Here is a 24598-nt window from a genome sequence, read left to right on the forward strand (position 1 = left end):
TTGTTGTGAGAAGAACCTATTCTTCAGTTTTCTCTCTTGTTAACTAAGAATCCCACGAAATAAAATTCTTAACTTCTTCCAGAAGGTTGACCTTCGGTTGTCGCAATTTCACCCGCTTCCATAATCATTTTGAAACGGCGCAAATCATCGCCAACTTGCTGTTCTGGTTCTTCACCGAAAAGTTTAGCGATCGCAGCACCGACAGCACCACCCGGCGGGTTATATTCAATGACGACTTTTACTTCCGTACCCCGATTCGCAGGCGCAGGTGAAAAGCGCACAAACCCTGCATTCTCAACGTCTGCTCCTTCTGTTGAAGCCCAAGCGATTAACTCGTTTTCTTTCTCGTTGATAATATCTGCATCCCATTCCACACTTGCACCCATTGGCGCATTGGCAACCCAGTGCGATCGCCGCTCGTTGACGACCGTTACCGATTTCAGATGCTTCATGAAATTAGGCAAGTTTTCAAAATTATGCCAAAAGCGATAAAGTTCATCTGCTGGTTTATTGATCGTGACGGTCTTTTCAACTTTGATGCTTTGGTTCATCCCTGCTTTTTCCTGTATGGTGTCTTGGATACCTTTTTCTGCGGTCGCACTGTGATAAATTAGACCACCACCCGCGATCGCCATTAACGCTCCCCGAAGAGATCGTTGCTTTAAACCCATCAGTACAAGTGCGCCGCCGCCGAGTAACGATCCCCAACGCTCCTTATCGCCGACATTGCTGGGTTCATTCTGACCGCTGGGGACGATATCTTTGGATGTCATGTTCTGTTTTCCTCAAACGGTAATTGATGATTTGCTGAGTAATATTAATTTCTTAGGCGCTTAACTAATCGTTTGGACTTGTTTGTGTTCTAGCCCTTCTCTGGCATGATCTAGACGCAGTTCTCCTTGCGGTTCAGCACGCAACGATTCTGGCGTCTGTTCGCCGATGGCTCCTTTCGCCACTGTGATGCCACCATCTGCCAGCCACAATGCCCCCGTGACGTAACTCGCTTCATCCGAAGCAATAAAGGCATAGACGTTTGCCATTTCCTCTGGCGTGCCGCGTCGAGCCATTGGAGTTGCATTAATCAGCATTTTCTCCATCTGAGCATCCATCGGCCCGGTTTCTTTGTGCGTCCAAGCGGTATCAATGGCACCGGGACAGACACAGTTCGCGCGAACACCATATTGCGCTTGCTCAACCGCCACACCTTTCATAAAGGAATGCATCCAGCCTTTGGTACCCCCGTAGGGGGTGTTTCGCGCCAGTCCGTTAAAACCAGCCTCAGACCCGGCAGAGACAATGTTTCCGCGTGTTTTTTGGAGGTGCGGTAGAGCGTACTTGGTCATCAGGAAGGCGGAACGTATGTTCATCCGGATCGTCTGGTCAAAAACATCAATGGGGTAGTCTTGAGTCTCCGCCGTTACTAAAAAGACACCCGCATTATTCACCAAAATGTCCAGACGCCCGTAATAGTCAATAGCGGCTTGAACACAAGCTTTCGCGTGGGATTCTTCCGAGATATCCCCCGCGTAAGCGATCGCTTCTGCACCATAGTGCTGAATTGCTTGTGCGACTTCATCCAGCGGATCGCTAGGGAGTCCATTGACAACGACTTTGGCACCTTCTTTGGCGAATTTGTGCGCGATCGCTTCGCCGATTCCAGTCCCTGCACCCGTGATAATGGCAACTTTGCCTTCCAGTTTTCTACTCATGCTCATTCCGGACATCTCCTTAAGAAACGTTTTGAGTGTTGAAGCGATTAGCAATTAAATAAGGTGAGCAATGCCCACCTTACTTGGCACTCAAAACTTACATCTTGACGGAAACACCAGTCGTCGGCTTCGCAGGCTTGACTTCCTGACCTGCCATCCGAGATTTATAGAGTGCCGCCAAACACTGTTCGTACTTCGACAAATCCACTTCAATCTCGGTGAGAATGGCGGTAGTAATCGGATCGGTAAATTTCATCCGCAAGTTGTTAATATCGACAACGCCGGTTTGCAAGTCGCCCATGCTGCGACGCAAAAGATCGGTGTCGTCACTGCCTTGCAGAGAAGCTTTGAACTTGGCATATTTGTCAGCAGCTTGTGCCGGAATCGAGGGGCTTTCTCCCAGAGCATTCAGCCGTTCTTCCAGCATTTGAATGTGATGCTGCTTATTTTTGATCATGTCTTGCAGCATCGAGGTCAATTCTGCATCGGTGCTTTTCTCGGCATACTGCCCAAACGCTTCTTGCGAATAACGTTCGCCAGCCAGCGCCGTATTCAAACCTTTGGCAATATCGCCCTTGGTGGAACCGCCCCAAGAATCAGCCAGTTTCCACCATTCAGCGGTGATATCGCTTTCATGGGGTAATGCAGCTTCTTTGCCACCGTAACCGAGACGGCTGAGAATTGCAGTGGTAAAAATTGCCAAATCACCCGGTTGACGCGAGGTGATCAGGTTGCCGTCAACCACGACCGGCTCATCCACGTAATGGGCACCGGCATTGATAATGTCTGTGCGGATAGAGAAGAAGCCCGTCGCTTGCTTACCTCTAAGCAAATCAGCTTCAATCAGAACTTGTGGTCCGTGGCAAACGGCAGCCACCAATTTCCCATGCTCGAATGCGTCTTTTACAAAGTTGACGGTGTTGGGGTTCGTCCGCATCATATCCGGAGCGATGCCGCCGGGGATAATGACTGCATCGAAATCGAGAGCCACGGCTTCTGTCGTGGTGCCATCTGGTTTCTGGGACAATTTGCCTTGTTTACCGACATAATTCTCGTTCATCCGAGAACCGAGGACAACGACCTCCATTCCCGCCATTTGCAAGGCTTTATAAGGGACTTGAAATTCAGAATCTTCAACCCCATTTTCGATTAAGATGGCAACTCGCTTCTTGCTGCCGTTATTATTTTGCTGTGTCATGGAATCTCCTTTTTTATGAAAATTTTGCAAGGAAAAAAATTTTGAGCGATCGCGAGAAAAAGTAAAACTCCTTTGGAGTTTTACCTTTAAAATTCTTACGAACTGGGAACTTCACTCAATGAGGTTCCAGTAAGAAATAGCTCTGCGTCATCGTCTGAAAAATTAGCGCGGACATCTGCAAACTCACCAGGCGTTACGGCTTTTTGCAGCACTGCGAACACCGCTCGAACATGAGTTGCAGCATCGCTAGGATCGGTTCCCTCTTTTTCGCTGACGCGCTGGTAAAACTCTTGCAGCGAGAAAAATTGACCGTTTTCGCCCTCTCGCCCACGCAGACACTCTTGTAGTTCTGCTGGCAGTTGTGAAGCTAGGTCTTTTGCCTCGTCTCCAACGATGCGTTCTTTCAGTGTTTCCAGCGTGGCACGAGTGGCACGTTCTGCTTCCTGACGGTGGCTCAGTTGGGCAACGCTTTGAACCTGTTTAATGAACTGCTCGTATTTCACTATTGACCTCTTAAATCTTTCCAACTTTCACGCTTCGCTCTCTTAATGACTTGCCAAAGCGTTGAATCTTTCTAAAAAAAGTACGCTCCTTACTTCATGAAGTTCGCGCCGTAATTGCACGATATTTTAATTTGCACGTTTTTTACTCGTGCAAACTAGGGAATTTGTGGCTGCTTCAACCACGAATTCTCTCAAGAATTTAAAGGGGGAAATAAGTCTGAGCTAGCTTTTGCGATCGCTATCTAGCAACTGCCCCCTGCGGAGCAATCCGCTTAGCAAGCAATTCTTTCGCCCGTTCGGCGCGTTGAGATTCTTCTTCTTCTAGTTGCTGGAAGAACTCTACGAGTTCATCATCTCCAGCTTCCTCAGCATCCTGAATATAAATTTCGTAGGTACTGGCACCCTCTAGGGCATGGTATAGCACGCTGATCAGGTTGTAGTGTTCGTCTGCGGTTCCCGTGATGATCTCATCGTCATGATTGCCGTGATGCGTCATTTTCCCCTCCTTTTGCTTTCCCTAACAACTCAGCGCTAGAGTCTAAGTCTTGACTTTAAGCCTATGTATTCCCTCTAACGGTCTGCTTCGCTCCTAGGTGATATATCTATTTGTTTTTAATTCGCTCCAAAGTCATAGGTTTACTTACCAGTAAATCGCTATGCTGAAATTTAATCACCGTAATTTTTGCGGGGTGCGGACAATTTTAAATTGCGAATAGCGAGTCGTTATTTGCTTAAATGAGCGCACCCCTTTATTCTTATTTGAGATTCTTATTTGAGTTTGAGAATTTAGATAATTTTATCAGTTGGGTCTTTCGCCGATAAGGCAGTATGAATCAGGCACAGTCCTATGACCGAGCAACCCGATACACAAGCTCAATAGACTGCGAACAAAGATTTACCGTAGGAAATTACCGTATTTTCAGGCACTAGTGTCCACCTAGAACCTGCATTCAATGTCGGCGACAATCGCCGAATGCAAAATGAGATCGGGCATAATAAATCACCCAACTAACCCAGTACTGACTTAACCCGGTACTGACTGGGGGCAATGTGGATGCCGCTTAAAGTGTAGATTCAGTCAGTGATAAAGCGGTGGCTGGAATCGCTGTCATCTGGATCGGGACTTGAGAGAAGTTTGTAAAACAGAAGATTTTAGAACAGCGCCACGGTCGTCGTTAGGAACTAGACCAATGTTTTTTAAAGATTATCTGGCGCATAGAGATTAATCTCTTCCGACCACCTCAGGTAGAAACTCAGACTATATAGCACTGAAATTTGTATAATGCATCACACCGGAGAAATACGCCATTAGGTATATTAGAGAGAAGTTAAGATTCGTGTACGGTAAGAAATCGAGGCTTAACATTCGCTACTAATTACTTCTGAGAGCTGCAACTGCAATGGCAAGCCAGCAAGGCAAGGTAGGCAAGAAGTTTCACACTCTCGATCGGCACGGGGAAGCAGGAGGGTTATGCGATCGCATCCTCGCAACCATGCCTGTGGGTCTTGTGATTGTGGATGCTCGTACCCCCAATCCTTCTATAGCCTATTGCAATCCGGCTTTTGAGAAGATAACGGGCTATGCTTCAGCAGAAGTCATCGGACGCAACTGCTTTTTTTTGCAAGGAATCGATACTGACCAGGATGCGATTGAGCAAATTCACCAAGCCTTGCAGTTAGGGCAAGAGTGCCAGGTAGTGTTAAAGAATTATCGCAAAGATGGCACGCCTTTTTGGAATGAGCTAATTGTTGCTCCTGTCTGGGACGCCACTGGTGAACTGACTCAGTTTCTGGTTTTTCATACAGATATTACCGAGCGCCAGCTCGCTGAACAACAGTCACAAGCGGCGTTACAACAAAGCGAAACCAGGCTGGGGCTTGCTCTGAATGCTGCCAGTATGGGAGTTTGGGAGTGGGAGAGGCAGACGGGTCAGCTAACCTGGTCGGCAAATGCGGAATCTTTATTAGGTTTCCCACCTGGTTCCTTTGGTAGCACTTATGAAGCTTATTTAAAGTGTATTCATCTGGAGGACTGCGATCGCGTGACGGAAGCGATCGCGCAGATTGTACAGGCATCCAGGACAGAAAACTTGGCAGGTCGTCTCTTTAGCCTCGAACATCGTCTCCTTTGCCCGGATGGTGCAGTTCGGTGGGTTGCCGTTACGGGTACCCTGTTTTGCAACCCAACCAATACACCGACACGGGTTACTGGGACGGTGATGGATATTACAGGTCGCAAACAGGTAGAAACGGCCTTATGGAAGCAAGCGACTGGAGAACGGCTGCTCAGAACCATGAATCAGCGCATCCGCCAGTCTCTGAACCTGGAAGAAGTCCTGAAAACGGCTGTATCGCAAGTCCGGCAATTTCTCAACACCGATCGGGTAACGATCTACCGCTTCGATTCAGATGGGCGTGGAGTCGGGGCTGTAGAATCGGTCGGCACGGGTTGGACTAAAAGTTTAGGAACTCAGATCCACAGCAGATGTTTTGGGGAAAATCACCTGCCTCTTTACCAACAAGGTGAGGTTCAAGCGATTGAGAATATCGACACGGCGAATCTCAGCCAGTGCCAGATTGATTGGCTAGTGAAGTTTCAGGTAAAAGCCAATCTGGTCGTCCCGATTGTCCAAAACAAGACGGAGGTGAAAGGACTCTTCCTCAACCCTCACACCTCAACCAGCCCTCCTCCCCCATCCACTCCTCAGTCCTCAGTCCTCAGTCCTCAGTCCTCTTCCAACCCTCAGTCCTCAGTCCTCAGTCCTCAGTCCTCTTCCAACCCTCAATTATGGGGGCTGCTTGTTGCCCAAAACTGCACCGAAACCCGGCAATGGCAGGCATCGGAAGTAGAATTGCTCAAACAGCTTAGCGTGCAGCTAGCGATCGCCATTCAGCAATCGACGCTATTTGAGCAACTGGAAGCCGAACTCGTCGAACGGAAGCAAGCGGAGGAAGCATTACAGAAATCAGAAGCACAATTAAGGAAAAAAACGACCAAACTTAAACAAGCGCTGCATCGGCTGCGGAAAACCCAAACCCAGTTGATCCAAAGCGAAAAAATGTCCAGTTTGGGGCAGTTAGTAGCGGGTGTCGCCCATGAAATTAATAACCCCGTCTCCTTCATTTATGGGAATTTGACCCCGGCTTTGCAGTATGCCCAAGATTTGCTGCATTTGTTAAACCTCTACCAGCAGCACTATCCTCAGCCAGCGGCGGAAATTCAAACAGAAGCCGAGGCAATGGATTGGGAGTTTCTAGTCGAAGATTTCCCAAGGCTATTGGATTCTATGCAAATGGGGGCGGAACGCATCCGCCAGATTGTCCTGAGCTTGCGGAATTTCTCCCGCCATGATGAGAGCCAGAAAAAGCCGGTGGATTTGCATGAAGGCATCGACAGCACCCTGTTGATCTTGCAGCATCGATTGAAGCCACAGGGAGGAAAACCAGGTATTCTGATTATCAAAGAATACGGCAACCTACCCCAGGTGGAATGCTACGCAGGGCAGATAAATCAGGTTTTTATGAATCTGCTGAGCAACGCCATTGATGCTCTGGAACGGGAAAACGTTCAGGCTTCATGGATGATGAATCATGGAGAAGAAAGTAGCGATCGCCAATTCCCGATCGCCAATTCCCCTTTACCGACAATTCGGATTTGCACAACAGCGAACAACCAAAATCAAGTAATTATCCGGATCGCAGATAATGGTTGCGGCATTCCAGAAGCAGTCCAAAAACGAATCTTTGACCCCTTTTTTACGACTAAACCTGTAGGAGAAGGGACTGGGCTGGGGCTGTCCATTAGCTACCAAGTGGTGGTGGAGCGTCACGGAGGTCAACTAAAGTGTCTGTCAACGCCCGGACAAGGGACAGAGTTTGTTCTAGAAATTCCGCTTCAGCAATCTACCGCCTCTGCAACCCCACTCCCGATGGCTCCCTCCCAGGTTGCGTAATCAGTAGTTAGGTATACGCTGATGAGTGGCAGACGATCCCAAGAGGGAAATCTTAAGAAATAATAAAGAATTATCAGGAAATCCTAGCCGGAAAAATATGGAGCCGATGGAGCTGAAACCAATATCCCAGTCCCACAGGATCAGGACGATGCGATGCGAAAGGATCGACACTGCTAGGAACGGTGACGGTTCTAGTCTGGGTATATTGCCACAGCATTGCCTCAGTTCCTTGGGATTAGGTAATGAACAGCTGCTACGCGCCAGTGTTGGAAATGCACCAATTATTTTGTATGCCCTAGATAGCAATGGCATTTTTACGCTTTCTGAAGGCAAGGGACTGGAGGCTCTCGGACTGAAAGCCGGTGAGGTAATCGGGCAGTCGATTTTTGACCTTTATAAAGACCGGCCTGAAATCTTAGCGAATATTCGCAACGTTTTAGCTGGAAAAGAAGTAACCTGGATTGTCCAGATAGGCGATGTGGTGTACGAAAACCGCACCACCCCGCTGCAAAATCAAACAGGTCAAGTGGTTGGTTTAGTGGGTGTGGCGATTAACATTACAGAACGCCAGCGTACAGAGGAAAGGTTACGGCAACTGGCAGCGGCGGTTGAATTTGCGGAAGATGCGATCGCGATTACTTCGACTCACTTAACTTTTCCCGGCCCAGAAATCATCTTTGTCAATCGCGCGTTTACGAGAATGACCGGCTACACCCCAGAGGAAGTCATCGGTGAATCACCGAGGATCTTGCAAGGACCCAAAACCGATCGGACTCTCCTCGACCGACTGCGACAAACTCTGTCCGAAGGGAAAGTATTTTATGGCGAAGCGATTAACTATCGCAAAGATGGCACGGAGTTTTACAACGAGTGGCACATCGAACCGATCAAAAATGAACAAGATGAGACGACTCATTACCTAGCAATTCAACGCGATATCACTCAACGCAAGCAAGTAGAGTCGCAATTATTTCATGCAGCCTATCACGATGCTTTGACAGGCTTGCCCAACCGAGCACTTTTTATGGATCGGTTGCGGCAAACCCTGGAACGGGCGAATCAATGCCAGGACTATTTATTTGCTGTGCTGTTTTTGGATGTCGATCGATTTAAGGTGATTAACGATAGCCTGGGACATCTAGCAGGAGATCAATTGCTGGTAGCGATCGCTAAAATTCTACAGGCATCGGTGCGCCCAGAAGATACGGTGGCACGGTTGAGTGGAGACGAGTTTGCCATCGTCCTAGCAGATTTACCAGACCTGAGCCAAGTCACCCGCATTGCCAATCGATTGCAAAGGCAACTGCGAAAACCATTGCAGATTGAGGGGCAAGAAGTATTCAGCACCGTCAGTATTGGCATTGCTTTGAGTATGCTGGGCTATGACCAGGCAGAAGACATCCTGCGCGATGCCGACATTGCTATGTATCGAGCAAAGGCACTAGGGAGGGCGCGGTATGCGGTGTTTAACAAGACCATGCACCACCAAGCAGTTGCCCGATTGCAGATGGAAACGGATCTGCGACACGTTCTGGAACGCCAGGAGTTACGGCTGCACTATCAGCCGATAGTATCGCTGGCAACCGGTCAAATTTCTGGCTTCGAGGCACTGGTGCGCTGGCAGCATCCCACACGCGGCTTAGTTTCCCCAGCGGAGTTTATCCCCGTGGCGGAAGAAACGGGACTGATTCTGCCGATGGGTGAGTGGGTGCTGCGCGAGGCTTGCAGTCAGTTGCAACGCTGGCATTCGGCATTTCCAAACCACCGGGGACTGACAATGAGCGTCAATTTGTCGGGCAGGCAGTTTTTGCAACCCGATTTAATTGAAAAGATCGACCAGATTTTGCACAAAACCGAGTGCGATCCCTACAGTTTAAAGCTAGAGATTACCGAAAGCGCGATCGCAGACAATGAAGATGCGATCGCGATGCTGGAATATTTGAGAGTCTTGGGTGTTGAGCTATCGATTGATGACTTCGGCACCGGCTATTCTTCTTTAAGCCGGTTGTATCATTTTCCGATCAATACCTTGAAGATTGACCGTTCTTTTGTTAGCCGCATGGGCATCGGTGGCGAAAGTTTACCCATTGTCCGAGCGATTGTGACGCTGGCTAATAATTTGGGAATGGATGTCACCGCCGAAGGCATCGAAACGATTCAACAGATGAAACAACTCCAGACGATGGGATGCGAATCCGGACAAGGATATTTGTTTTCTAAGCCAGTCGATAGCATGGCAGCTGAAACATTAATCGCCGCATCGTCGTGCTACAACCTCAGCCCAATCTGAGCGAATTCTCTTCAAATTTTGCAGGTAGAACGGATTAGTTTATGGTGAATACCTAATGTAAATCAGGATTGAATTCCATCGCAAAGATGGCGATCGCTTTCCTCCACATCTGCATTCGTCTGCAAATAATCCCGCACCCAATCGCATCCATACTGGAGGAAATCGAGCTGGAAAATTCGCTCTAATTTCCACAAAATTGCGGTTCTATCCTGACTTGCTGAGGCGATTAACTTCCCATCAGGGCTAAAGGTAACTCCGAACACCCCATCGCTATGTCCCTTCAAGGTTTCAAGCTCTTTCCCGTCGTACCTCCAAAGTTTGACTGTGCCATCGAAACTTGCTGAGGCGATTAACTTCCCATCAGGGCTAAATGCCACTCCGAACACCCCATTTTTGTGTCCCTTAAAGGCTCTGATTTCTGTACCGTCGCGCCGCCAAAGTCTCACCATGCTATCCATACCTGCTGAAGCGAGGGTTTTGCCATCAGGGCTAAATGCCACTCCAGCCACCTGACGGCGATGGCTTTTTAACGTGTGTAGAAGTCTGTAGCTGGGCTTTCCAGATGCGATGGCATTATCCCACTGCCAAAGTTTGACTGTGCCGTCCACGCTAGCTGAGGCAATAAGCTGTCCGTCAGGGCTAAATGCTACTCCGTTAATGTGGTCGATATGCCCTTTGAGAGTTGCCAATTGAGTGCCGTCAATCCTCCAGACTTTGACGGTTCTGTCCTCACCCGCCGAGGCGAGTGACTGTCCATTTGGATGGAAATCAACGGCGAAGACTCTGCCTTGATGTCCAGTAAAAGTGTGAAGTAAGGTTCCATCCAGTCGCCACAACCGAACAGTGCTGTCATAACCGCCTGTAGCAATGGTGGCGACCTTTGGGCTGAAATCGACTCCGAAAACTTTATCGGCTTGTTTGGGGAAAGTGCGAATTAAGCTACCATCAAGCCGCCAAAGTTTAATGGTCTGATCGCGACTGGCGGTGGCAATTGTCTGACCATCAGGACTAAATTTTATGGTGTAAATTGATGCTTGATGTCCGTTAAGAGTCTGGCTAAAACTGTCATCAAGCTTCCAGAGCGCGATCGGGCCATCCCAACTGGCTGAGGCGAGGATTTGCCCGTCAGGACTCCACGCCACTCCAGAAACGACATCCTTGGCGGCTGGCAGGGTTTTTACGAGAGTCCCGTCAAGGTTCCAAAGTTTGACTGTTCTATCAAGACTTGCCGAGGCGATTAAACGACCTTGAGGGTTAAAAGCGATTTTGCCTACTGCATCGCTGTGTCCAGTTAGGGTTTGGACTAAAGTTCCATCAAGGTGCCAAAGTTTGACTGTTTTATCCCAACTCGCCGAGGCAATCAGATTTCCGTGAGGGCTAAAGGTAACATCCCTAACTCTATCCGTATGTCCGGTAAGGGTTCTCAGCAGTTTACCGTCTGCACTCCAGAGTTTGATGGTTTTATCGTGAGAAGCAGATGCAACAATCTGACTGTCAGGGCTAAAGGCAACGCTGGCAACTTCATCCGTATGTCCAGTGAGAGTTCTCAGCAGTTTGCCGTCTGCACTCCAGAGTTTAACTGTTTTATCTTTAGAAGCAGATGCAATGGTCTGACCGTTAGGAGCGATCGCGACTTCTGCAACGTCTTTGGTATGTCCTTTTAAGGTCTGCCACAAGGTATAAATCGGCTTTCCGTCTGGTGAATTTGTCCTGTTTTTGCGCCAAAGTTTAATGGTGTTATCCCCAGAACCAGTAGCAATTAGATCCCCTCTGGGGCTAAATACGACACCCCAAACCGTATTGTTGTGACCTTGAAGCGTTCCCAGTTTTGTACCGTCTTTTTTCCAAAGATCGATGCTTTTGTCCGCAGAAGCTGAGGCAATGAGTTCGCCATCAGGGCTGAACGTTACATCATTAACCACATTGTCATGCCCGGATAAGTGGTTATATTCAACCGCTCCATAAACAGCCTGATGGAGAGCCTCCTTCACTGAGTGCTGAATATCTGCATCTGCAACATTCAACTTGTCTAATCGTCGCTGTGCTGCGATCGCTTGTACGAGTGCATCTAACTTTTGATTTGAGGCGAATAGTGCTTCGGAAGATTTAGCGATCGCTTTTATCTCGCTGACAGCAGTTTGCCGATACTGAACATAAGCCGCTAGCCCCAATGCACAGGCGAGAATTAATGTCATACTTTCTACAACAAGCAAAAATCTTTGCCGCCTGGAACTTTTTTTCTCTAGTGCTAATCTTTTTTGTTCCTCTGTTAGTCGCGCTTCCACTTCTTTCAGCCGTTCTGCTTCTAGAGTTTGCTGCATTTCCAACCTATCCAATTCGCCAGAAGCGGCTAAAAATTGATAGTCCAAATCGCCCAAACTTTTACCTTGTGCCCATATTTGAGCGTCTTTCAGCGCTTGCCGACGCAACAACCGCGATGTATCCTTTTGTTTTGAAGCAATCCAAGCATCAAAAAGTTGAGAGTAAGGGCGCAGTTCCTTTAATTGCTTGTCTACCCATTTGAGATTAAATACTTCTTCATAGATTCGATTTTTTACCTTTAAATAACCCTGGTGTTTTACCACTAAACCCGATAGCAATAGTTCTATTTGATCTCGGCTGTCATCGGTTGGTACTTCCACACCTTGTAGGATTTGCTGGTAAATTCCCAAAAATCTGCCAGCGCGTTCCTCGTTGCGAAGGATGCGATCGCGTATTGTCTTTAAATGCTCTGGTTCATCTTGGCTTTCCCATTTGTGAATGATGCGTGTCTTCACCAGGTTCTCTACCCAAAACGCCTCATTTCCTGGTGGAATGGTCAGAACGCTGTTCATCGTCTCATCGCTCAATCGCGTGTCAACAAGATTCCCTACCAAGTTACACAGCTTTTGGGTGAGAAAGGGCTGCCCTCCACTCCAGGCTAATATTTCTTTTAAAACGGTTTGCGAGTTTCCTTCTTTTACCGCTAATCCTTTCACTAATGGCTGAGCTTCGTGCAGTTGAATGCCAGTTAGTTCTATCGCTTTCCCAATATTAAAAGGGGTTCGATTTTTATCGACAATGAGATCGCTTGGCGTTGCTACACCAAAAATTGCAAAAGTAATCCGTCTGTATTCTGGATTGATGGCTCGTTGGTTGTAGCAAAACCGAATCAAGGCAAAGAAGTCATCAACCGGAAAATCCAAACTTAAAATGCTATCAACTTCATCAATAAAAATAAATATTTTTTCATTCGGAAATTGAACTAATAACAACTCGGCAATAAATCGACTTAGTCGTTGGAGCAGTGAAATATCATCTTGCTCTCGCCACCAATCTTTTAAATTAATTTTTTCTAACAAGTTAAAACCCGACCACAGATCGGCAACAACTCCCTTGTACCACTGAGTCGGTGTAATATTTTCGCTGCCGATATTAGTCATATCCACAGCAGTGCATTTAAACCCTTCTTGTTGCAAGCGATGGCGAGTTCTCACCAGCAGAGAGGATTTGCCCATTTGTCGGGAGTTGAGAACGTAGCAAAACTCACCCTGTTTTAATGCTTCATAGAGTTGGGAGTCTGCAATTCGTTGTACATAGCTGGGAGCTTCGCTGGTTAGACTGCCACCGACTTGGTATTTCATCGCTCAGTATTCTTGGAGTGGCATTGGCATTCTTTTTTCTCTCCTAGCTGCGAGCGAAAATAGAGACGATATAGCTGGCAGCTGGGACTTGCCCGATTTCCATCCATTTGAATCAATCCCATACTTTCTAACTTATAGGCAGCGATCGCTTCTAATTGTACGCTCTCATCAGCAGTAACAACTTGTTGCAAAGCAGATGCTAACTGTGGTTCATCTTGGAGCATTACCAAATGACTCCGTAGATGGTCGCTATAAATCCCAGCGGGTGTAGGAGCCACTTGCAATAACTCCTTTAATGTCATCGCTCCTCGGCGCAGGTGATAAAGCGCTACGCTTACCAAATAGGGATGTCCGCCCACCATTGCCATTAGTAGAGATGCGTAATCGTTGCGGCAGGAAGTATCATTTTGGGCCTCTATACTATCGCTCCAATCAAGTCCATATCGCTGTGCAAAATCCTGCACTTGTTCGCTTGAAAACTGTGGCAACCTAATGGATATCCCAACATTGAAGGGGGATTGATTCAGCTTTAGCGGAATATAAATTTCTGTACTATGAACAACCAAAAGTCTGAGCTTTTGCCAAACTTCCACTGCTCGTGCTTGTTCGTGCCAAAATCGCAGCATTGGGAGAAAATCTAAGGCGATTTCGGGATGCTCAAAAACCCGATTAACTTCATTCAAAGCCAACACCAGAGGACTGTTAACTTGCTTGAACAGATAACCCTCAAAATAGATTTTGCAGCTAACTTTACTGCCCATATCCTCATCCCAAAACTCATCCATTAGGGGATTGAGATTCAACTGTCTGCTGACATTGGCACAGAACCAGCGTAGGAATTTATCGAGGGAGGCAAAAACTGCTTCGTCGGCTTCCTGAAAATCTAAAGAGACAGTTTTGTAACCAACATCTGTAGCGCGAGCCAGAATCCGAATAAGTAGGGAACTTTTCCCCATTTGCTTGGGTGCTTTAATGCGGAGCAGACATCCAGGTTGGGTAATCTCAGTGTAGGCGAGTTCTTCAATCGGGGGACGATTGATGTAGAGAGGAGAATCTAGCGGTACAGGACCCCCAGGAAATTTTTGCTCAGTCTCTGTTTCTGAAGCTGAAAAATTATCTTCTACTTCTGTGTCTGTTTGCACCTCTTGCGCTCTATTTTGCTGTTCACCTGTCCGGTTTTGCTGGTGCAGGTTAACGAGTAAATGCAAATTTTTTTTCGTCACTCTCTGGTTGAGTGCTGCGGAGAGAGCCTGCCACAAGTGGGAACCAACTTCTTTGAGGTAGGGGAGACTGTAAGCAGAATCCCGCGCCATTTCACGATAATCGTCTCCTAACCAAGAGCGACGCAGGATTAATCGCTCAACGGGACTGAGTTGCCGAGAAAGCAGAACTTTTTCTACGGCTTCTAGAACTTCATCTACATTCATACGATGACATAATTTGACCTGGCATCATATCTAGCAAGTTGTCTCCAGAATCGTCGGTTCCTAAAACCAAAAAATTCTATTTTAATATTCTTACTTTTTACCTATAAAAATAGATAATTTTTGTCTGAATTATTTGTCAAATAAAAGGAAAATATGCTAATTCCTGTAACTTCCTTCGCTGTATCTTCCTGTAGTCAAGATGTTGGGTGCAGGAATTAGGGCGTCTTTACTTAAGGATCGGGTGGCAACCCAAACAACCACGGCAAAAGCATTTTAGCCTCTTGTAAAAGTAATGATACCGCTCTCGCACGGGACTACCCCACGAATTGGCAAGGGTTTTAAGAGATTTGTCAGTCAAGCAGCTTAAGTCGCTTTGTCTACCTGATGTTCTAGTTCTGAAACGACCCGTTCTAATTCATCAATGAGCGGTGATGAACCGGCTTTGCGAAATGCGCCAACCAAAGAGCGATAATACCAAAGGGTTCCTTGTTTGCCTGCTTGGAAGCGTTCCCAAATTGCCTCGCCTACAATGTGATAATCAGTCAAAATCGAGCGGGCATTGTGGAGTTTATCGGCTGCTGAGACAAGACGCACCGAGGTTGAAGCAGCCGGGATATGGGCAATATAAGCTTCTTTGCGTTCCTGCCAAGGGGGTTTGGGTGTTGTGTCAGCATCGGTACAACCGTTGACAATTTCCGTCACCGTATCTCCAAACCGACGGCGAATTTCTTCTCGTGTCGCGGCACCGCCTTGGTCTTCGATGGCATCATGGAGTAGAGCAGCGATCGCTTCATCTTCATTTGCCCCATGCTCTAAGGCAATACTGGTGACGCCGAGTAAATGGGAAATATAGGGAACACCTGAACCTTTGCGAATTTGGTTCGCGTGCAAGGCGGTGGCAAAGGTCAGGGCATCTGTAAAGCGTTGTGAGAGAATCATTTTAATTTTGGGTAATGGGTAACGATCGATCGTTTTTAGTTGTTGGTATGTGGCTGCTGACGAATGACAAATGACCCATTACTAATTCCCAACTACTTACCGATCTTTAGTGTAAGCCTGCCTCCCAAATGCCAATATAAACGCGATCGCCCTTATCCCGCTCAATCACTCCCCGCAGGGACTCTAGAGAAAAAAAGAATTTGGGAGACTGACGCTGCTGCACCTGTTGCAAACCCTGCTTGATGGCGTCGTTGAGCTTGCAACCCAACATACTATTCAACGTCACTAGGACGATCTCGCTATTCACCCATTGGGCAAAAGATGCTTCAGTTTGGCGTATGAGTCCAGAATTTTTATCAAATAAAAAACCCAGGCTCACCTGATCTGGGATTAATTGATAGGATATGGCACGAGTATTCGGCCAGTAACCTCTAGTGGTTACGCCGGGACTGCCGAGTATTCGTTGGACAACGCTATTATGTACTCCTGGTTGAAATCCTGGAACGCCAACGCCCATCGGAATATCCTGACAAATATTGGCATTAAAATCGTCCAGGGTTGGCTCTGGACTCAATTCCGGTGGTATTTTTTCTAAAACCCGTGAAGGTGTATAAGGCTGAGCGCTCAGAAAAATGCTTGCTGATACTACCAGCGGTTTTGGCAAGTGCTGAGGAAAAACTAATCCCTGTGCTGGTTTAGTAAACAGTAAACCAGCAAAAATATAGGCACCCATCAACATCATTCGGTGAGGCGGTTTCACCATGTCCTTAGAATTTTTTTTGCATTAGGTATTTACTCATAAAAAGCTGCCCTTTCATCCCAGAACATGGTAAAAGGACAAAAACTAGCAGTCTTCGCTTCTCAGTCTTACCTGGATCTGACGGCAAAGCGATCGCTCTAAGTTCCCCACGGTCTTAAGGATGCAGCGCATCCAGATTCTCGTTTTTCCGGGCGTCAGCGCCCAAAAACGAGGGAAACTAGGTTTTATTTGAGTGCAATGAGTTTCAGGATGCGATCGCATCCCGAACTGACAACTTCAAGATTCGGCTATCGGAGCCATCTTTTCTCTGTCACTTTTGACAAGCTTTTCGCAAGCGATCGCGCCAATTATGATTATCTTTTAATCTGTCTTCTTGCGCTTTTCGGAATCGCTCCCGCCACTCATTACTACCATTTAATTTATTTTCTTGTGCTTCACGCAATCGCTCCTGCAATTGGACAAGAGGACTGGGGTTAGCATTTGGGGGAGGTAAGATTCCCAACAATGCTAGCCATTCCGGCACTGACTGAGGGCGATCTTCTGGTTTTAAGGCCATACCTTTGACGATAGCGTAATTTACGCGATCGCCGAGGAGAGAATTAATGCGTTTGGGTGGTGTGAGTTCCATCCCATACGCTCTCATTGGTGAAGGTGTAGGTACTTGAGCCGTTAATAAGGTATAAAGCGTTGCAGCTAAAGAATAAACATCAGTATAAGCACCCCGTTTGGAGCGCCAGTCATACTGCTCAATCGGGGCAAAGCCGCTAGAGCAAAATTCTGTCTGGGTTTGGGTGATATCTGGGGTAAACTCGCGGGCAATGCCAAAGTCAACGAGAACCGCTTCCAAGACGCCCTCCATCTCAGAAGTGACAACATCGGCATTTTTACAACGCAGCATGATGTTGAGTGGCTTGACATCCCGATGCAGCAAACCATTGTTGTGAACCAGTGTCAGGGCATCACCTATCTGCTGAATGTAGCGCATTGCTTCCGCCTCGCACATTGCCCCTTTCTGCCAAACTCGATGGGCTAGACTTTCTCCGGCAATATATTCCATCACAATGCACCACAGCCCATCCTCTTGAATGACTTCATCAATTTTGACGATATGAGGATGATTAAATTTTGCTAACCGCACCGCTTCATTCAGAAAATCCTGCTGAAATTTGCCGAAGTCGTGTTGGCGTTGCAGAAAGTGGTTGAGGGTTTTGATGACAAGCAAATTGCCTTTTTTGTTTTTAACTAAATGCGCGATCCCAAAACCACCTTGTCCAAGCACTTTTTCAATGGTGTACTTGCCGTTTTGTAACTTCTGCCCAGGATTCCAAGCCATTATTTCTGACTCCCTTGCGCTTGCATCGATTTTGGCGCGGTCTGAAGAGGTATTCAATTTAGCTTGGTACAAGTGTACTATAGTCAAAGTACAAATACAAGCGATCGCGCTTTAGCCTAAGCAAAAAGCAATCTTCATGGCTGTGATACTCTACCGTGAAGCTCGGTAGTTGAGAACTGCTCTAAATGACAGTTTAATTGGCAAAATACGCAGTCGCATCGTCTAACTCCTCGGTAGACATCTGACTGTTCAATGGCAACAGCACAGTAAAAGTAGTGCCTACCCCAACTTCACTACTGACAGAAATCTGACCGCCGTGCAACTCCACGAATTTTTTAACAATTGATAATCCCAGCCCTGTACCGGGAATCTTGCCAACATTTTTGGCTCGGTGAAACACTTCAAATAGTCGTTCTTGGTCGGTTGGAGGAATGCCAATTCCTTCATCTTTAATTTGAATTGTTGCCTGTCCATCATGACAAGAAAGTTCAAGCTGGACAGTGCCGCCTTGCGGTGAATACTTAATTGCATTCGAGACCAAATTTGTCAGAATATGCCATAGAAGTTTTTGATCCATATATACCTGGGCACATTTACATTTACTGGCAAAGATGAGCGTGTGTTCTTTCCCAGTTGTAAACTGAATTTCCTCCATCAAATCGTGGCAAAATTGTTTTAAATCAAAAGGCTCTACATTAATCTCTAATTCTCCAATTTCTGCTCGGCTAATTGTCAAAACATCCTCTAACAACTGTGTCATATGTTTGGCAGCCGAGCGAATGCGATTGAAATATAAAGCTTTTTGCTCTTCAGTAGCTTTATAGTTGTAATGTTCAAGGAGTTCGGCAGACATGAGGATCGTGTTGAGGGGATTGCGAAACTCATGGGCCATCATTGAAACAAAGTAAAATTTCCCTTCATTCAGTTCTTTTTCTTTTTCCAAAGCAACCCGAACTTCTTCTGTCCGCTTCCGTTCGGTAATGTCCCGGCAGTTGACAACAACTCTAGGAATTCCTGACTGGGGAATAAAATTTTTGCAAATTGCTTCTAATATTTGCCAAGAGCTATTTTGATGTAGAAATTTAAATTCTGTAAATAGAGTAATATCGGTTTTTTTAACTGCTTGATTGAGAGTATCAATCACCTCAGTTACGTCTTCAGGATGAATAAAATTATAGAGTTTTTTGCTAACTAGCTCTTCCGGTTTGTAACCTAAAACTTTCTCAACGGATGGACTTGTGTAATAAATAGTGCCATCAGTATCTAGAACAGCGATGATGTCTAAGGCATTTTCGATCAGTAAGCGGAAGCGTTCATCATTTTCCCGTAAAGCTTGTTCTGCTTCGCGCCGTTTGCGCCGCTCAACGGCTTCGCGCAACTCGCGTTCAACTGCGGGAATTAATCGCGCCAGGTTGCCTTTCATCAAGTAGTCAGAGGCTCCAGCTTTCATCGCAGCGACTGCGACATCCTCTCCAATGTTGCCGGAAACAATAATGAATGGTAAATCTAGCCCTTTGTCTTTCAACAAAGTTAAAGCAGCAGGAGCGCTAAAAGTGGGCATTGAGTAGTCTGATATGACAATATCCCAATGTTGTTTATCTAATGCTGTATTCATGGCAGCATCTGTATCTACCCGCTCGTAAATCGGCTCGTAACCACCGCGCTCTAGTTCGTTGAGCAGTAATTCAGCATCATCTTCTAAATCTTCAACCATGAGAACTCGCAGCGGTTGATTCATCATATTCCTAGTAACGGCGGGGCTTCATTGAAAAGCAGCCAATACATTCCCAACTGCTTTACTGCTGTCATAAATTGTACATAATCTACAGGTTTGCGAATGTAACTGTTACAACCGAAGCTATAGCCGTTGAGTCGGTCTTGCTCCTCTGTTGATGTCGTGAGAATGACGACTGGCAAGAGTTTTGTCAGATCGTTGGCACGCAGTCGTTGCAACACTTCTAAACCATCAATTCTGGGCATTTTTATATCTAGTAGAACGACTGCGGGTAGTCTGTTAATGTCCCTGTCAGTGTACCTACCTGTACCAAACAGATAATCGAGTGCCTCTACTCCATCGCGGGCTACTACAACATTGTATGGAATACCGCTTTGATCCAAAGCAAGTAAGGTAAGCTCTTCATCGTCAGGATTATCTTCCACCAATAGGATGTGTCGGTTATTCAATTTATTTTCCGTTTAGAAGCTAAGTTTAAATTCTGCCCGCCTTAGAGCGTGAAATAAAAAGTTGCACCTTGTTCTACTGCGCTTTCGGCCCATACTCGACCACCGTGGCGGTGAATGATTCGCTGGACAGTTGCCAGTCCAATGCCAGTTCCGGGGAACTCAGTCATTGAGTGTAGGCGCTGAAAGGCTCCAAACAATTTGTTGGCATAAGCCATGTCAAAGCCAGCGCCATTGTCACGTACAAAATAAGCAGGTTGAGAATCTATCTTTAGTGTGATGCCAAATTCAATACAAGCATATGAGCGATTTGACGTAAATTTCCAGGCGTTATGAAGTAGATTTTCCAGAATTATTCGTAGAAGCCGCGCATCCCCTTGTGCAACAATGCCTGGAGCGATCGCAACTTCAACGGGTCGTTCCGGTTGCGACTGTCTTAGTTCAATGACAATCTCAGAAGCGATCGCGCTTAAATCAACTTCCGTGGTACGCATCTCGGTGCGTGTCACCCGCGAAAGCTCCAGCAGGTCATCAATGAGTTCTCCCATGCGCTGGCTGCCTGCACGAATCCGATGCAGGTAGTGTTTGCCTTTCTCATCCAGCGTGTCAGCGTAGCGCTCCAAAAGCGCCTGACTAAACCCATCAACACTCCGCAGTGGCGCACGTAAATCGTGGGACACCGAATAAGAAAAAGCTTCCAGTTCCCGATTGGCGGCTTCGAGTTGTGCAGTCCGTTCGACCACCCGGCGTTCCAAGTCTTGATTGAGTTGTGTAATTTCCTGCTGGAATCGTTTGCGATCGCTAATGTCTTCAACAATGGCAATAAAGTACCTGAGTTCACCTGCACAATTACGCACAACCGATCCAGTCAGATTAATCCAGACTGGGGAGGTGTCTTTGCGGATGTAGCGCTTTTCCATTGAGTATGTTGAAATCTCACCAGCTAACATTCGACCAACATTTTCGAGGTCAGTATTGAGGTCATCGGGGTGAGTAATATCTTGGAAAGTTCGTTCTAAAAGTTCCTCACGAGTGTAACCAGTAATATCGCAAAGCTTTTGGTTCACCAGTCGCCATTGTCCATTCCTTTCTACCTCTGCAATACCGACAGCAGCTTGATTGAAAGTGGCACGGAATCGTTGCTCGCTGTTCCGCAACGCTTCTTCCACCTGCTTCAGTCCAGTAATGTCCCGGGAGATACCCAGTACAGAATTGATTAAACCGTCTTCGGTAAATTCTGCAACCAGGCGAGATTGATAATATTTCAGACCATTCGGTGTCGGAAACTGAAATTCAACAACATTCTCTTGACCCGTTTCAAAAACTTGGCGGAAAATGCTTTCCCATTGGGAGACGAGATCCTCAGACATTCCTAATTCGCGATTCGTTTTGCCGATAAATACCTCAGACGGTACTCCTGTTGCCAGTTCTATTGCTGAGTTGACATAGATATGACGTAAATCTCGATCGAACCGGGCAATGATATCTGGAGTATTTTCGATTAGTGCTTTGAGTTCTTGTTCTCGTTGGTGTAGTGCTGCTTGCGCCTGTTTACGCTCAGCAATTTCAGCTTCTAACGATGCGTTTATGGTTGTTAATTCTGCCGTTCGTTCCCGAACCCGAATTTCTAGTTCATCATAAGCTCGCTGTAATGCTTCTTCTGCCCGTTTGCGCTCGGTAATTTCCCGACCTTCTGGAATTAATAGCACCACTTGTCCTGTCTCGTCTTTCACAGGTTTGAGCGAGGCATCAACAAACATTGTGCCTTGAGGAGTGGGCAGATTCCCTTCAAAACGAACAAAGTTACCGTTTGCTGCTTCGGTAATCGCTGCTTTCCACTGATTCAGGAATTCGGTGGGTAGGTTCCAAACTTCATCCCAAAATGGACGACCGACTATATCCGCCGCCTTAATTCCAACGAACTCTAGCGCTGTCTGATTAATCTCTAAGACAGTGCCATCCGGTTTTAGTAATCCAATGAATTGAAATGTTTGGTTAAAAATGGCGCGGAACCGTCTTTCACTTTCACGTAGCGCTTCCTCCACTTGCTGACGCTCTAGTATTTCGTTTCTCAGTGCCAGGTTTACCGCTTCTAATTCTGCTGGACTAGGGAGAACCAGCGCTTTAGGGATCAATTCTGACAGCAGCACCGCCGTACCGAGGGAGACAATTGCAGTAAAAGCTTTGATCCATCCGGCTAGCCAGTAAGTAGGATGCCACAGCGTCCAGATTTCCATTAGATGGGTGGTGCCGCAGGCGATGATAAAGCTGCCAAACAGCAGAAAAATCCAGTTAAAAGGCACATCTCGTCTTTTGTAGACGAAATAGACCAGCATGAATGAAATCGAATAATATGCCAGCGCAATCAAAGCATCTGACGAAACATGAAGCCAAACTAAATCTGGCTTCCATAGATAGCAGTGTCCGTGGGGAATAAACCCTGCTGAAGCCAAAAGGGTTCTCAGGAAATCTGGCATGAAGTCTCCCTCATGTTGTGCTTGGTGATAAGATTTTCCTCGCCAATTCTCGTCTTCAGTTAGGCTAAGGGCGATCGCATTTCTTGGCAGTGATTCGTTTCACACGGCTACCGCAATCATTGCGTCAAATAGTGTCTGTGATGCCTGTGCCTCACGCGCACTGGCACCGGAAAGGCAAAACAAAAATGAAGGATGGGGATGCATAAAACTAGCGCCATGTTTCGGGCGATTAGGCTAGAATTGTTAAGGCTTCTTTACAGGATTTATGTTAAATCCCAAATTCTGTTAATAAGCCAAGAGACATCTATTTCAATCTCAACACCCTCTCTGGCACGCTTCTATGACGCTCCCTATTCGTAACGTCGCAATCATTGCCCACGTCGATCACGGCAAAACAACCCTCGTTGATGCCCTCCTCCGGCAATCTGGCATCTTCCGCGAAGGCGAAGACGTTCCTGATTGCGTCATGGATTCCAATGCCCTAGAGCGGGAGCGAGGCATCACAATTCTGGCGAAAAATACCGCCGTCAGATATAAAGAAACCCTGATCAATATTATTGATACCCCCGGACACGCCGATTTTGGTGGTGAAGTCGAGCGGGTGTTAGGCATGGTTGATGGCTGCATCTTGATTGTAGATGCCAATGAAGGCCCCATGCCCCAAACGCGATTTGTGCTGAAAAAAGCCCTGGAAAAGGGACTGCGCCCCATCGTTGTCGTTAATAAAATCGACCGTCCTCAAGCCGATCCCCACGGCTCAATTGATAAAGTCTTGGATCTGTTTTTGGAATTGGGTGCAGATGACGATCAGTGCGATTTCCCTTATCTGTTTGCCTCCGGTATCAATGGTTATGCCAAAAATGACCTGGAATCCGACAACATGGATATGCAGCCCATGTTTGAGGCAATTCTGCACCATGTCGCGCCACCTGTAGGCGATCCGAATAAGCCTCTACAACTGCAAGTGACAACCCTGGATTATTCTGAATATCTGGGTCGGATTGTGATTGGAAAAATCCATAACGGCACAATCCGGATGGGGCAACAAGTGGCTTTGGTGACGGAAACCAGCGCCATTGTGAAAGGTAAAATCTCCAAGTTGATGGGTTTTGAAGGCTTAAAGCGGATTGATTTGGAAGAAGCCTCGGCAGGAAATATTGTGGCGGTGGCTGGTTTTGCCGATGCAAATATTGGCGAGACAATTACTTGTCCGAACGAACCGCAAGCTTTGCCGCTGATTAAGGTAGATGAGCCTACCTTGCAAATGACCTTCTCGGTGAACGATTCGCCCTTTGCCGGACAGGAAGGGACGATGGTGACATCACGGCAAGTACGCGATCGCCTGTTCCGCGAACTTGAAACGAACGTCGCCCTGCGGATTGAAGATACCGACTCTCCCGATAAATTACTCGTTTCCGGTCGAGGCGAACTTCACCTCGGCATCTTGATTGAAACCATGCGTCGGGAAGGCTATGAATTTCAAGTTTCCCAGCCGCAAGTGATTTTCCGCGAAGTCAGCGGTCAACCCTGCGAACCTTACGAATGTTTGGTGCTGGATGTCCCGCAAGAAGCGAGTGGTGGCTGTATCGAACGTTTGGGGCAGCGCAAGGGCGAAATGCAAGATATGCAGATGAGTGCCACGGGTCGCACTCAACTAGAATTTGTAATTCCCGCCCGTGGTTTAATCGGCTTCCGGGGTGAATTCATGCGCCTCACCCGTGGCGAAGGGATTATGAACCACAGTTTCCTAGACTATCGCCCCATCACCAGCGATATGGAAACTCGCCGCAACGGTGTCTTAATTTCATTTGAAGAAGGCGTTGCTACCTTCTACGCGATGAAGAATGCTGAGGATCGGGGTGCATTCTTTATCACTCCGGGCACCAAAGTTTACAAAGGCATGATTGTCGGGGAACACAACCGCTCTCAAGATTTGGAACTGAATGTCTGCAAGGCGAAGCAGCTGACGAACCACCGTGCTTCTGGCGGTGATGAATTAGTGCAGTTACAAGCACCAATCGATATGAGCTTGGAGCGTGCCTTGGAATACATCGGTTCAGATGAATTGGTGGAAGTTACTCCCAAGTCAATTCGGCTGCGGAAGGTGACGAAGAAGTTGGCGAAGCGGTAAATGATTCGACAACAATAGCCCCAGCTTGAAGCTTGGGGCTACACGAAAAAGGCCCGCTGTCGCGGGCTTTTTTT

General features: G+C 47.0%; 16 protein-coding genes. 3 read left to right on the plus strand and 13 right to left on the minus strand.

Annotated elements, in window-relative coordinates; all coding sequences use genetic code 11:
- Window positions 1–68 precede the first annotated feature (68 nt).
- The 5 genes from NDA03_RS01290 to NDA03_RS01310 all read right to left on the minus strand — a co-directional run bounded on the left by NDA03_RS01290 (window position 69) and on the right by NDA03_RS01310 (window position 3906).
- The gene (locus NDA03_RS01290; RefSeq protein ID WP_190413068.1) at window positions 69–773 is read right to left on the minus strand and encodes an SRPBCC family protein; all 705 of its coding nucleotides are present in this window, start codon (window positions 771–773) and stop codon (window positions 69–71) included.
- Window positions 774–833: 60 nt separating this feature from the next.
- A complete protein-coding gene (locus tag NDA03_RS01295) occupies window positions 834–1709 on the minus strand; it encodes an SDR family oxidoreductase (protein WP_190536657.1) in 876 nt (291 codons plus the stop codon).
- A 97-nt stretch (window positions 1710–1806) separates the two neighbouring features.
- The gene (locus NDA03_RS01300; protein ID WP_190413066.1) at window positions 1807–2907 is read right to left on the minus strand and encodes a DJ-1/PfpI/YhbO family deglycase/protease; all 1101 of its coding nucleotides are present in this window, start codon (window positions 2905–2907) and stop codon (window positions 1807–1809) included.
- Between the two features lie 95 nt (window positions 2908–3002).
- Entirely contained in the window at window positions 3003–3410 is a 408-nt protein-coding gene (locus NDA03_RS01305; RefSeq protein WP_348237061.1) for a DUF2267 domain-containing protein, read from the minus strand.
- A 238-nt stretch (window positions 3411–3648) separates the two neighbouring features.
- Window positions 3649–3906: a hypothetical protein gene (locus NDA03_RS01310; RefSeq protein WP_190425293.1), complete on the minus strand. Its 258-nt coding sequence runs from the start codon at window positions 3904–3906 to the stop codon at window positions 3649–3651.
- 904 nt (window positions 3907–4810) lie between these two features.
- Between NDA03_RS01310 and NDA03_RS01315 the strand changes: the two genes are divergently transcribed.
- Both NDA03_RS01315 and NDA03_RS01320 read left to right on the plus strand, forming a co-directional pair.
- Window positions 4811–7363 carry a PAS domain S-box protein gene (locus tag NDA03_RS01315; RefSeq protein ID WP_348237062.1) on the plus strand — a complete coding sequence of 851 codons (2553 nt, stop codon included), beginning with the start codon at window positions 4811–4813 and terminating at the stop codon, window positions 7361–7363.
- A 148-nt stretch (window positions 7364–7511) separates the two neighbouring features.
- On the plus strand, window positions 7512–9653 hold the full coding sequence (locus tag NDA03_RS01320; RefSeq protein ID WP_348237063.1) for an EAL domain-containing protein: 2142 nt from the start codon (window positions 7512–7514) through the stop codon (window positions 9651–9653).
- 62 nt (window positions 9654–9715) lie between these two features.
- Here the strand turns inward: NDA03_RS01320 and NDA03_RS01325 are convergent, their stop codons facing one another.
- The 8 genes from NDA03_RS01325 to NDA03_RS01360 all read right to left on the minus strand — a co-directional run bounded on the left by NDA03_RS01325 (window position 9716) and on the right by NDA03_RS01360 (window position 22393).
- Window positions 9716–13276 carry an AAA-like domain-containing protein gene (locus NDA03_RS01325; protein WP_348237064.1) on the minus strand — a complete coding sequence of 1187 codons (3561 nt, stop codon included), beginning with the start codon at window positions 13274–13276 and terminating at the stop codon, window positions 9716–9718.
- Complete coding sequence (locus NDA03_RS01330) at window positions 13273–14703, minus strand: AAA-like domain-containing protein (protein WP_190413060.1); 1431 nt, start codon at window positions 14701–14703, stop codon at window positions 13273–13275. Before NDA03_RS01330 ends, NDA03_RS01325 begins: the two co-directional genes overlap by 4 nt.
- A 363-nt stretch (window positions 14704–15066) precedes the next feature.
- Window positions 15067–15639, minus strand: coding sequence for an HD domain-containing protein (locus NDA03_RS01335; RefSeq protein WP_190413715.1), 573 nt, complete (start codon window positions 15637–15639; stop codon window positions 15067–15069).
- A 109-nt stretch (window positions 15640–15748) separates the two neighbouring features.
- Complete coding sequence (locus NDA03_RS01340) at window positions 15749–16405, minus strand: hypothetical protein (protein ID WP_242031304.1); 657 nt, start codon at window positions 16403–16405, stop codon at window positions 15749–15751.
- A 307-nt stretch (window positions 16406–16712) separates the two neighbouring features.
- Complete coding sequence (locus tag NDA03_RS01345; protein ID WP_348237065.1) at window positions 16713–17735, minus strand: serine/threonine-protein kinase; 1023 nt, start codon at window positions 17733–17735, stop codon at window positions 16713–16715.
- A gap of 193 nt (window positions 17736–17928) precedes the next feature.
- Entirely contained in the window at window positions 17929–19476 is a 1548-nt protein-coding gene (locus NDA03_RS01350; protein ID WP_348237066.1) for an ATP-binding protein, read from the minus strand.
- On the minus strand, window positions 19473–19919 hold the full coding sequence (locus tag NDA03_RS01355; RefSeq protein ID WP_190413057.1) for a response regulator: 447 nt from the start codon (window positions 19917–19919) through the stop codon (window positions 19473–19475). Before NDA03_RS01355 ends, NDA03_RS01350 begins: the two co-directional genes overlap by 4 nt.
- Before the next feature lie 41 nt (window positions 19920–19960).
- Window positions 19961–22393: a PAS domain S-box protein gene (locus tag NDA03_RS01360; protein WP_348237067.1), complete on the minus strand. Its 2433-nt coding sequence runs from the start codon at window positions 22391–22393 to the stop codon at window positions 19961–19963.
- Window positions 22394–22733: 340 nt separating this feature from the next.
- On the opposite strand from NDA03_RS01360, the gene typA reads away from it, so the two are divergent.
- The gene (gene typA / locus NDA03_RS01365) at window positions 22734–24524 is read left to right on the plus strand and encodes a translational GTPase TypA (RefSeq protein ID WP_190413055.1); all 1791 of its coding nucleotides are present in this window, start codon (window positions 22734–22736) and stop codon (window positions 24522–24524) included.
- Window positions 24525–24598 lie beyond the last annotated feature (74 nt).

It is taken from the genome of Trichocoleus sp. Lan, assembly GCF_039961855.1.
Taxonomy (GTDB): Bacteria; Cyanobacteriota; Cyanobacteriia; order Cyanobacteriales; family FACHB-T130; genus FACHB-T130.

Coding starts and splice junctions, on each gene's coding strand:
- NDA03_RS01290 (WP_190413068.1), bottom strand. CDS start 773: ATGACATCCAAAGATATCGTCCCCAGCGGTCAGAATGAACCCAGCAAT.
- NDA03_RS01295 (WP_190536657.1), bottom strand. CDS start 1,709: ATGAGTAGAAAACTGGAAGGCAAAGTTGCCATTATCACGGGTGCAGGG.
- NDA03_RS01300 (WP_190413066.1), bottom strand. CDS start 2,907: ATGACACAGCAAAATAATAACGGCAGCAAGAAGCGAGTTGCCATCTTA.
- NDA03_RS01310 (WP_190425293.1), bottom strand. CDS start 3,906: ATGACGCATCACGGCAATCATGACGATGAGATCATCACGGGAACCGCA.
- NDA03_RS01315 (WP_348237062.1), top strand. CDS start 4,811: ATGGCAAGCCAGCAAGGCAAGGTAGGCAAGAAGTTTCACACTCTCGAT.
- NDA03_RS01320 (WP_348237063.1), top strand. CDS start 7,512: ATGCGATGCGAAAGGATCGACACTGCTAGGAACGGTGACGGTTCTAGT.
- NDA03_RS01325 (WP_348237064.1), bottom strand. CDS start 13,276: ATGAAATACCAAGTCGGTGGCAGTCTAACCAGCGAAGCTCCCAGCTAT.
- NDA03_RS01330 (WP_190413060.1), bottom strand. CDS start 14,703: ATGAATGTAGATGAAGTTCTAGAAGCCGTAGAAAAAGTTCTGCTTTCT.
- NDA03_RS01340 (WP_242031304.1), bottom strand. CDS start 16,405: ATGGTGAAACCGCCTCACCGAATGATGTTGATGGGTGCCTATATTTTT.
- NDA03_RS01345 (WP_348237065.1), bottom strand. CDS start 17,735: ATGGCTTGGAATCCTGGGCAGAAGTTACAAAACGGCAAGTACACCATT.
- NDA03_RS01350 (WP_348237066.1), bottom strand. CDS start 19,476: ATGATGAATCAACCGCTGCGAGTTCTCATGGTTGAAGATTTAGAAGAT.
- NDA03_RS01360 (WP_348237067.1), bottom strand. CDS start 22,393: ATGCCAGATTTCCTGAGAACCCTTTTGGCTTCAGCAGGGTTTATTCCC.
- typA (WP_190413055.1), top strand. CDS start 22,734: ATGACGCTCCCTATTCGTAACGTCGCAATCATTGCCCACGTCGATCAC.